Here is a 10,326-nt window from a genome sequence, read left to right on the forward strand (position 1 = left end):
GGCAGGCGCGGGCTGCGAAGCAGCGGCTCGGGGAGGCGGGCATTGATGTCGTCGAACAAAGGACTGCTTCCGTAGACACCGACTCGACGGGCTCTGCAATCACGATCCGGCTCGATTACGCAAAGACAACCGCCGGCTTCGACGCACTGGGCGAACGGGGGACCCCCGCGGAAGACATCGGACGAGAGGCCGCCGAGACAGCCTGGGCATTCAACGCCGGGAATGCGGCGGTCGACAAACACATGGCCGACCAACTCCTGCTCTTCTTGGCCCTGGTCGGGGGCCAGGTATCGATTCCGGCAGTCACAGACCACATAGAGGCGGGGCGGTCGCTCTCAGCCTTCGGCATCGAGGTCTCGGTCGATGCCTACGATGACGGGACGGTGCGTCTGAGAGCGTAGGGACACGGCGGGCGTGGTCGGAGTCCCTCTGGACCCTACAGTTTCCACAGGGGGGAGCAATGCCTCGGATCAGCGATCTCCCCGAGCCATCAGGACTCGTTTGGCGAGGATTCGCAAACCTCGACCCCACGAATGTCGAACCGCGCGCCCCCGTCGATACTCTCGGTAACGTGCACCTCCCATCCGTGTGCGTCCGCGATTTCGCCGACGATGTTCAAGCCGAACCCTGTTCCGTCCTCCCGCGTCGAGTACCCCATTTCGAAAACGTCCTCCCGGTCGTCCGCCGCGATTCCGGGGCCGTCGTCGGCGACGTAGAAGCCCCCGTCCCGGTCTCCGATGGTGACCGTCACCGTCTCACCCCCATGCTCGATGGCGTTGCGGACGAGGTTCTCGATCAGCTGATGAAGCCGCGATCGGTCGGCAATGATCTCACTCTCCGTCTGGTCCGCGAGGGTAGCATCCTTCGTATCGACGGTGTTCCACGCGTCCGCAGCAACCGCCGCGAGGCCGACGCGCTCGGGCTCGGTGACGGTGGTCCCGCCGTAGGCCAGCGCGAGCAGGTCGTCGATCAGCGTTTCCATGCGGGCAAGTGCCTGCTCGGCGCGGTTCAGGAAGTCGCTGTCGCAGTCTTCTTGCGCCAGGGTGAGATTTCCGGACGCGACGTTCAGTGGATTCCGAAGGTCATGGGACACCACTGAGGTGAAGTTTTCGAGTCGTTCGTTCTGGTCCTCCAGCTGCCGCTGCTGGCGCCGCTGCTCGGTCACGTCGTTCACGACGACGATGCGTCCCTCCCGTCCCCCGCTGGACGGGTCGATTGGGGTCACCTGCACCTTGTAGTAGCGGGGGCCCGTGGCCTCCGCGTCGGGCTGTTGATCGTCGAGCACGAGGACCTTGGTCTGGTCGGTGGCGGCCCGGACGTGCTCGGCGAATGCCTCGGTGGGGGCGAGGGTGTGGAAGGGCGTGCCGATGGCGTCGTCCGGAACGTCGAGCAGGGCCCGGCCCGCCGCGTTGACGTCCACGAGCCGGTCGTAGCGGTCCAGCACGTAGACGCCCGTCGAGATGCTTTCGAACACTGTTCGGAGCGCGACCGGGCCGATGTCCGTGAGGCGATACCGAAACATGGCGGCCCAGAGGGTGACGGTCGTGACGGCAAGGGCGACCGGGGTATAGTCGGCGGCCATCCACTGAAGGGAATAGGGAATGTTGGCCGCCCAGGGGGCCCCGACGCCAATGAGGATGGCAATCGTCTGGCTGCGGTAGAGGTGCGGCGCCGTCAGGGCGTACCGGACGAAGAGAACGGTGCCCACGAGCAGGAGGACGTAGGTGAACACGACGAACCCCCAGAAGCCGGGCGCTGGCGTGGTGGCGGCGCCCGTCGGGACCGCCGCCGAATAGTCGATCTCGGCCCAGTACCACTGGTGATACGGATTCGTCCAGGCCATCCCAAGAAAGACGCAGCCTCCCGCGATGAGGATCCCCATCGTCGTCGGAGTCAGGTACTGCTGGGAGCCCGTGTATTTGAGGGCGAGGGCAAAGAAGCTAATCGGCGCCCCAACGATGCCGAGGTACATAACCTGGAACCACCGAAACTCCACACTTGGGGCAGTGGCCAGCGTGAGACCGAGAGAGGCCCCGGCCCAGAAGACAGCGGCGAGAGCAACGCCGACGAGGAGGCGGGCGCCGGTCGTTTCTCGGTTCGTCCAGGCCTGGTACGCGACCCAGCATCCCAGGACACACGCGAGGACGAGCAAAAAGCGGTATGCCGGTAGGACCATGGCTAACAGTGGGACTTCGCACCCGTCAACGTCTCCTTCACGGGCGGAGTACAGCCCGGCTGGTTGTCCGACGGCCCGTTCGAGAAGCGAGGGGCGAGGAGCATGGGAAAGGCCTTTTCTCTGTCCCTCAAAATCGGAGGACGGACCGTTTGGTCCGCAGGTCAACGGATCCTGGACCGCGAGCGGCCGGGATGATGTGCTCTGCCAGCAGGCGCAGGACCTGCTCGTTGTGGTCGCCGCCGCGGGTTCGGTTCTGGAGCGACGAGGTACAGGCCACGACGAGATCGAGCCGGGGCACGACGAACACGTATTGCCCGCCGTAGCCCCAGGCAAACGCAACGCGCTCTCCCCCGATGGAATGGACAAACCAGAGGTAGCCGTACCGGTAGCCGTGGTACGTCGAGCGCACATAGGTTCGCCAGGATAGGTCGACCCAGTCCGCGGGGAGGACGCGCCGCCCCCGAAACCGACCGTCGTTCAGGTACAACTGGCCAAACCGCAGCATGGCGCGGGGAGAGAGGGCCAGGTTGTTGCCGCCAAAGTAGCGGCCTGTCGGGGCCTGCTGCCAGCTCCGGATCCGCACGCCGAGCGGGTCGAAGAGGCGGTCCTGCGCGTAAGCCCGGAGCGACTGGCCTGTGGCCTCGGCGAGAACAGCGCCCAAGACGTGGGTATTGCCCGTACTGTAGATCATGTCTCCCCCCGGACGGCCCACGAGGGGGCGACGCAGCGCACCGGCCAGCCAGTTTGAACTGGACACCCACGTGCCGTAGTTGCCGAAACTCGTCGACTCAAGGCCGGTCTGCTGCGTGAGGAGGTGGTGGATCGTGATTCGCTGCTTACGGGGCGCGCCGGCCAGCAGGGCCGGGAAAAAAGGACCGATCCGCTGATTGAGCCCGTCGAGAGCACCGTCGTCCAGGGCAATACCGGCGAGTGCGCTCAGGACGCTTTTGCTCGCCGACTTGAGGTTGGCGCTCCCGCTGGGCGCCAGGCCGCCGAAGTACACCTCGGCCACGGTTGTGGTATCCCGGGCCACGAGCAAGCTGGTGAGTGGAGGAGCGAGGTCGGCGGCGCGGCTGACCGCGTCGGCGAGAGCGAAGGCATCGAAGCCGTGGCCCCCGGGCGGATGGGCCCGCCAGGTCACCGTCCTCACCTCGGACTGGGCGTGGGCCAGCGGCAGGAGGAGACTTGCCAGAACGCCCACAACCGCGCACAAAGCAGGGCAGACCCTAGCGCAGGAGTGTCTGTCCATCGAGGAGGGGGGTCTCTTATCAGCGAACGGAGGCGACAGCGTCCGCGTACTTCTCGGTCCACATCGTGTTCGTTTGCGTATGCCTCCCGCTTCCGATGGGAGCCGAAATCATTCCGGAGGAATCGTACTCGTGCATCCGCGCCTTCCGGTGGTTGGCACGGGTCGAGTCGGCTGCCAGCCCATTTGAGGGCGGTACGGTCCGGGTGCGCGCTTGCCCCACCCGTCGGCCAGGAGGGAGATGGAGGATTGGGGGACGAGAAGGTCGTCGAACAGCCCGCACGGGGGAGTAGACGAACGAGTTGAAGGGCGCCCCGGGCTAGCAGTGTGCGAGCAGGCGCATGGAGGGACGCCGTGGAACAAATTGTCAGGAGTGAAGATGGCCAATCACCCGCTCGGGTATCAACCGGATGTCTCTGCAGGACCAAGTGAAGCTTGCCCCTGGAGAGGCGTGTTCGCACCGTCTTCCGTTCCGCACGGTCCGTCCAAGCGGCTAGATCTCCCGCAGAATCCGCCGATTCTGGGACCAGGCGCATTTTCGTCGAATGCTTTCCACGACCTCACACTGTGCGACGGCTGGTGACGAAGGAGGAGTGCGGGGCCATTCCACGATAGGGACGCGCACGGGGTCTCCACGCGCGTCATCCCGATCATCCTAATCAGAATCGCGCCCTTTCCGATAGCCTAGATCCCCGGGATGACGGGGCGGCGGCAGGATGTCGGTGCCGATCTACGAGCGACAGAGTGCGCTGAGCGTTTCGCATCCCTGCGATTCCGCATTCTTTCCCCTCTCCCTCCATCCACTACCTCTTCCGGACACCATGGCTGATTCTTTCTGGCTGAAGGGCCTTCTCTCCCTCAGCGTGCTGCCCGTTCTGTTGGTTACGATGGCCCACCCCACTCAGGCCCAGGAGAGCGGCGACGGCCCTGCGCGCATCCTTTTCATCGGGGCGCATCCGGACGACTGCGATGTCGGGGCGGGCGGCACGGCGGCACTCCTCGCCAGGCACGGGCACGCGGTCAAGTTCGTGTCGCTGACCAACGGAGACGCGGGGCACTACGAGATGGGTGGAGGCCCGCTCGCAAAGCGGCGCCGGGCCGAAGCCCATGAAGCTGCGCGCCGGCTGGGGATCGACGAATACGAGGTGCTGCACTACCACGACGGAGAACTCAGGCCCACCCTCGAGGTGCGTCGCGACGTGATCCGCCTGATTCGCGAGTGGGACGCCGACGTGGTGGTGGGCCATCGCCCGAACGACTATCACCCAGATCACCGCTACGCCGGGCGGGTGGTGCAGGACGCGGCCTACATGGTGCAGGTGCCCAACGTGCTGCCCAAGGTGGAGCCGACGGAGGGGAATCCCGTCTTCCTCTACTTCGAAGACGGATTCGAGAAGCCCACCCCCTTCGAGCACGACATCACGGTCGCCGTCGACGAGGTGATCGACACGAAGATTGCGGCGCTCGACGCCCACGAGTCGCAGTTCTACGAGTGGCTGCCCTGGGTGAACGACGCGCTCGACGAAGTGCCAGAGGGGGAGGAGGCGCGGCGAGCATGGCTGAAGAAGCAGTGGACGGCCCCCGTTCCGGATGATGCCCGCGAGAATCTGGCCGAGTGGTACGGCGAGGAGCAGGCCCAGGAGGTGCAGTACGCCGAGTCGTTCCAGATTGCGGAGTACGGCCGTCAGCCCTCCGACGCCGAGATCCGCCGCCTCTTCCCGATGCTCGGGCAGTAGGGGAGATGGCCACGCTTCAGGGAAGAGGCAACCCGTTGCTGCGCATGACGGGAGGAGGAGACCGTTGCGTTCAACTCGAACCGGTGCCTGCTCCGCTCCTGCCTCCGTCGTGAGCCCGCCGTACTACTCCTGTCTCGTCACGAACCTAGACGGACGAGTGGGGGCTCGATGCCTCCCTGAACGCGGAGGCCGGGCCCGTTCCGAACGGGCTGTCTCGGCTCTGCATCCACCGCCATGTCGCCACCGAGCAGGGTGTTATGAATTGGAGATCGGAGTTTCCGAACGTCTGCCACGGCTTTGGTCTGAGGGGCAGCCGGTGCCTTGGCCCTCAATTTGGTGAAGGAACACTACGGGGCGCTCACCGGCATCTTCATGGCAGGAACCGGCGGGGGCGCGATCGTTCCCCTCATCGTCGGCTCGTGCGGAGATGGATTCGCCCTGCGGCCGAGCATGTTCTTCCTGCCCCCGACGTTTGAATAGATCCTCAGCATCGGCCCCATGGCCCCCCGGCCCTATCGTTCCGAACGAGCCCCTCGACCTCAACGGGAGGGAGGGGGCCGAGGCATTGGGTATTTTGCGTTGGATGTTGGACGAGTTGCGACCGGCAACGAACGAGGGGCAGATCCACAACGGACAAACGATTCGCAACAACCAAACGACACGTCAAGTGCCCAGTCGAATTGGCATTGATCTCGGCGCGACCAACATTCGCACAGGGCTCGTAGAGGACCGCACGCTGTCGGACGTACGGCAGGCTCCCACGCCCGCGGACGGGGACCGGGAGGACGTGCTGGAGCAGATCTACGCGCTCCTCGACGCGGCGCCAACGGCAGAGGTTGCCAGCATCGGAGCGGGTGTGCCGAGCGTCGTCGACGCAGAGAACGGCATCGTGTACGACGTGGTCAACATTCCGTCGTGGGACGAGGTGCCGCTTGGTCCCCTCCTCGAGCAGCGGTACGACACGCCGGCCTTCGTTCAGAACGACGCCAATTGCTTTGCCCTCGCCGAGTACCATTTTGGCTCAGGGGGCGGGCAGTCACCGATGGTCGGGCTCATCCTTGGGACCGGGTTTGCCGGTGGCATCGTCGTCAACGGAGAGCTCTTCTCGGGACGAAACTGTGGGGCCGGAGAGTTTGGCACCGCGCCCTACCGCGATAGCATCTACGAGCACTACTGTGCGGGGCTCTTCTTCGAGCGAGAGCATGGGATTTCGGGGAAGGAGGCCTTTGAGCGGGCACAGAAGGGGGATGAGGAGGCAATCACGATGTTCGAGGAGATGGGCACCCACCTTGGCCACGCGATCAAGTCGGTGCTCTGCGCCGTCGACCCGGCCCACATCGTCGTGGGCGGCTCGGTGCGTCACGCGTACCCGTTTTTCGAGGAGGCGATGTGGGCGGAGATCGAGACGTTCGCGTTCTCGCGGACACTGGACAACCTTACCCTCGACCTATCGGGGCTGGAGCACGCAGGCGTCCTCGGCGCCGCCGCGCTTGGTTTTTGATGGACGGTGAACCCTGGACGGCGGAAGCGCCCAACGCGCGGCGCGGGGGGTACAGTCTGCCGTCCGCCGAGCCAGCCGTGCACGTTTACCGATAGTATTCGCTACACATGTTTCCAGTCATCGTCCGTCACACGTCGCTGCGCGCTGGCCTTGGCGCTCTGCTTGCCGTCTTGCTGCTCGGAGCGGCCCCCGCTGCGGCGGCCGATCGGATTCCGATCACCGTTGAAGCGCCGTCGCCCGGTGCCCCGCTCACCGTCGGCCTGCCGTTCCCACAGGGAGCGCTGCACTCGCCCGACCACGTGCGCGTCCTCACGCCCGACGGCCGCGAGGTTCCATCGCAGGTGACGACCGTGACGACGTGGGAACCGGCCGATTCGAGCCTGAAATGGGTCTGGGTCTTCTTCTTCGCGGGAAAGAGTGATCGCTACGTCGTGGAGTATGGGCCGGACGTGCGGCGCGCGCCAATCACGGGCGATCGCGTCACCGTTGTCAACGACCAGACGTACGACGGCTTCGCCGAGATCACCACGGGTCCGCTGCGGGCCCGCATCCAGCACACGGCCCCCGACACCACGGGCAGTGGCTTCCTCGACCGCGTGCAGCTCGACCTAGAGGGCAACGGCTTCGAGGCGGACGACGTCATTGCCACGGGACCACAAGGGCGAGGCTCCTTCCTGGATCTGGTAGACCCGAAGGGCCTCGACTCCTCGCGGGCCGTCGTGGAGCAGACGTTCGTGGAGAAAGGGTCCGGCCCCCTGCACGCCATCGTGCGCGTCGAGGGCGAGTACCGCTATGGGCGGGACGACAACAATCCCTCCCCCTTCACGCTGCGCATCCACGCGTACGCCGGCAAGCCCTACCTGCGCGTTCTCCACACCCTCACCTACACCGGCGAGCCCGACCGGCACCCGCCGATCGACGGACAGCACGGGCTCATCGCTACGAGTCCGCACAACATCGTGAGCGAGGACAGTCTCGAGGGCGATCCGCGATGGACGCAGGCCAACGACCGGATCGCGGCGGCGGGACTGGCGCTCAACGAGCAGCTCAACGATCCCGTCCGCTACCGTACGGCCCTGCGAGGAGGAAACTGGTGGGACCCGAACGCCCCAGCGGTCGTCGAGGGACCCGTCGACGCGCAACGGCACGTCTCCGTCGTGCAGACGGGGCCGATGCGCTCGGACACCACGTCGTCGGCCACCCGCCGAATCGACAACGTTGAGGCGCGCCTGATTGCCGACTCGACGACGCAACGGAGGGCGGCCCGAGCCGTCGGATGGATGGACGTGCGCGACGACCGCTGGGGCATCAGTGTGGGGGTGCGACACTTCTCTGAGGAGTATCCGAAAGAGCTGAGCGTGCAGCCAGGGACTGGGTCCCTCACCGCCTACCACTGGTCGCCCGCCGCGCCGCCGATGAACTTTGCCCGCACCGATGCGGAGGAGGACGCCGACCTCGTCGACAACTTTGCCACGGGCACGGCGAAGACCACCGAGCTCATCTACGCCTTCCATCCGGCCTCCACCCCGACCGATACCCTCCAGCGCACGATGCGCTACGTGATCGACCCGCCTGTGGCCCACGCCCCACCGCAGTGGTACGCCGACAGCCGCGTGTACGGGCCGCTCGCGCCGCGCTCCGAGCAGTTTGCGGCGTACGAGCGTGGGCTCCAGTACAAGTTCGACTGGTGGCGCTTCAACCAGAAGTGGGAGCCGTGGTGGGGGATGTTCTACTACGGCGACGGCAAAACCTATTACTTCCGCGATCGCTGGTTTTTGTGGACCAACAACGAGCCGGCCACGGATTTCATGTGGTGGCTCCATTTTCTGCGCACCGGCAACCGTGAGGCGTACCTCACGGCCCTCTCGCAGAGCCGCCACGCGATGGATGTCGACAATGTCCACTGGCCGACCGGGCCCACCTATCGCGGCGACACGAATTCGGCGATCGACTACTTCGAGACGCTGGACGACTCGTCCGGCACTCCCTATCTGGGCATGGGACGTCGCCACGCGCGGAACCAGTGGGCCGGGCTCATGAGCGCACACGTGTGGACGCCCGGCTGGCTTGCGGCATACTACCTGGCGGGCGTCCATCGCGGCCTCGACGTGGCCCGCCTCACGGCCGACTACTACCAGCGCCGCATCTTCGGCGAGCATGGCCTCACCGGACGCCGCCTCTACCTCTCGGTGTGGAACCTTGCTGCCGTCTACGACGCCACGAAAGACCCTGCCCTCCGCAAGGAGCTCGACGACCGCGTCGACCGGATGATCCGCCTTCAGGAGAAACAGGGGGGCAACATGATCATCGACCGCTACGGCTACACGCAGGTGTACGTGGCCAACGGGCTGCGGAAGTACATTCAGCTTACCGGCGACGAAGAGGCGAAGGCGGCGCTCGTCCGCCACGCACGATTCGTGCGCGACACCCCGCCGCTCGACCACCAGATGGAGTCGTACCTGTCGAGCATCTCGACGCTCCTTGCGGGCTACGGGGTGTCGAAGGACACGAGCCTGTTCCGTGAAGCCGTCCGCCGCGCGCAGGTGCTAAAAACCGAGAACCTTACCACACCCGTGAAGAACGTGTCCAGTCAGGCGGCCCTCGTCGACTCCCTAACGGCTGCCAGCCACCTTCCGGAGGACCGGCGGCGCGGCGGGCCCGGCATCTGGCGCCTGAGTAGCGGCCTCCGGGTGTTTGGCTGGACGCACATCTACAATGTGCCGTACCTCGTCTACTGGTTGAAGAAGAACGGCGTCCCGGACGTCGAGAAACCGGCTGTGCCCGCAGCGTATCGATGACGGGTGGAGGGGGAAGGTGCGGAATCGACGCACTGGTCGTTGCCGACGACGCTCATCCTCCATTTCAGCTTACCGAAGGAGTGGAGCTCCGTGTCCTGAAGAAAGTGGCAGACCAGACCCGCCACGCTCTCACAGGAGAGACGAGTGTCTCCACCAAAGGCGGACCCGACGTGGAAACGCCGCCCAGCGCTGCCGCACTGGAAGAGAGCGAAAATTTGACGTTTGGCAGTGGGGAGTTTGTACAGGCGACCGCCTGGACGTACGTCGCGGCGTTTCTCCTTATGGTAGCAATCATCCTGACCAGCCTTCTCATCGGCCCATAGCAAGAAGGCGTCACGACGCAGTTTCGACGCGATGCGAAGCACCTCCCTGCTCCCGCTGCGGATCCCCCTCTGCCTCGCCGGTCCGTTCCTGACAATCATCCTCCCGGCAGGAGCGCAGCGGACAAGTTCTGGTGCTACTCTCGGTGGGACTTGGTCGGCCGAGGAAGCCGACTTCCGTCCCGGAATCCGCCCTGAGCGGACCGCGGACAGATCATCGGTCGCGTTTCTGGCCGACGATGCCCAGTAGACGAGAACGCCCTTCTCCGAGACAGGCCTTTGTCTGGACCTGAGAGTCTACGAGACTGGATGCCGATCGTCAATCTCAGGGGTGAACGACATTTCTGGTCCGCCGGGAAACCCTCCAAAAACTACCCCGCCCGTGCCAAAATCTCGGTCTGCGCTCACATGTCGTCCCCGTGCAGACGAGACTTCATCGGCGCGGGCTCTTTTTTCCCTCAACCGTCCGGAGGATCGGCCTCGCGAGCCCGCCCGACAGGAGCACCGAGCTGGCAATCACGAAAAACACCTCGGCGTCGACCTGCCGGG

General features: G+C 65.4%; 7 protein-coding genes and 1 pseudogene. 6 read left to right on the plus strand and 2 right to left on the minus strand.

What is annotated here, in order from left to right; translation table 11 throughout:
- Nucleotides 1-401, plus strand: a pseudogene (locus ABEL04_RS06085) (RNA 3'-terminal phosphate cyclase); the annotation flags it as partial.
- An 89-nt stretch (nt 402-490) separates the two neighbouring features.
- Here ABEL04_RS06085 and ABEL04_RS06090 read toward each other — a convergent pair.
- Together ABEL04_RS06090 and ABEL04_RS06095 are read right to left on the minus strand one after the other, a co-directional pair.
- Nucleotides 491-2,176 (minus strand): histidine kinase N-terminal 7TM domain-containing protein, encoded by a 1,686-nt coding sequence (locus ABEL04_RS06090; protein ID WP_375801497.1) that lies wholly within the window; start codon nt 2,174-2,176, stop codon nt 491-493.
- 127 nt (nt 2,177-2,303) lie between these two features.
- Complete coding sequence (locus ABEL04_RS06095; RefSeq protein ID WP_375801498.1) at nt 2,304-3,377, minus strand: serine hydrolase domain-containing protein; 1,074 nt, start codon at nt 3,375-3,377, stop codon at nt 2,304-2,306.
- Nucleotides 3,378-4,243: 866 nt separating this feature from the next.
- Between ABEL04_RS06095 and ABEL04_RS06100 the strand changes: the two genes are divergently transcribed.
- The 5 genes from ABEL04_RS06100 (at nt 4,244) to ABEL04_RS06120 (ending at nt 9,780) form a co-directional block, all read left to right on the plus strand.
- Nucleotides 4,244-5,158: a PIG-L deacetylase family protein gene (locus ABEL04_RS06100; RefSeq protein ID WP_375801499.1), complete on the plus strand. Its 915-nt coding sequence runs from the start codon at nt 4,244-4,246 to the stop codon at nt 5,156-5,158.
- A 336-nt stretch (nt 5,159-5,494) separates the two neighbouring features.
- Nucleotides 5,495-5,638, plus strand: coding sequence for a hypothetical protein (locus ABEL04_RS06105; RefSeq protein ID WP_375801500.1), 144 nt, complete (start codon nt 5,495-5,497; stop codon nt 5,636-5,638).
- A 187-nt stretch (nt 5,639-5,825) separates the two neighbouring features.
- A complete protein-coding gene (locus ABEL04_RS06110) occupies nt 5,826-6,659 on the plus strand; it encodes an ROK family protein (RefSeq protein WP_375801501.1) in 834 nt (277 codons plus the stop codon).
- Nucleotides 6,660-6,766: 107 nt separating this feature from the next.
- Nucleotides 6,767-9,457, plus strand: a complete 2,691-nt coding sequence (locus tag ABEL04_RS06115; protein ID WP_375801502.1) for a hypothetical protein — start codon at nt 6,767-6,769, stop codon at nt 9,455-9,457.
- Between the two features lie 80 nt (nt 9,458-9,537).
- Nucleotides 9,538-9,780 (plus strand): hypothetical protein, encoded by a 243-nt coding sequence (locus ABEL04_RS06120; RefSeq protein ID WP_375801503.1) that lies wholly within the window; start codon nt 9,538-9,540, stop codon nt 9,778-9,780.
- Nucleotides 9,781-10,326: the final 546 nt, after the last annotated feature.

This window comes from Salinibacter sp. (genome assembly GCF_042218895.1).
Lineage (GTDB): Bacteria > Bacteroidota > Rhodothermia > Rhodothermales > Salinibacteraceae > Salinibacter.

Bases quoted from the DNA above. Each gene is read 5' to 3' on its own strand.
- ABEL04_RS06090 (WP_375801497.1), bottom strand. From the start codon at position 2,176: ATGGTCCTACCGGCATACCGCTTTTTGCTCGTCCTCGCGTGTGTCCTG.
- ABEL04_RS06100 (WP_375801499.1), top strand. From the start codon at position 4,244: ATGGCTGATTCTTTCTGGCTGAAGGGCCTTCTCTCCCTCAGCGTGCTG.
- ABEL04_RS06115 (WP_375801502.1), top strand. From the start codon at position 6,767: ATGTTTCCAGTCATCGTCCGTCACACGTCGCTGCGCGCTGGCCTTGGC.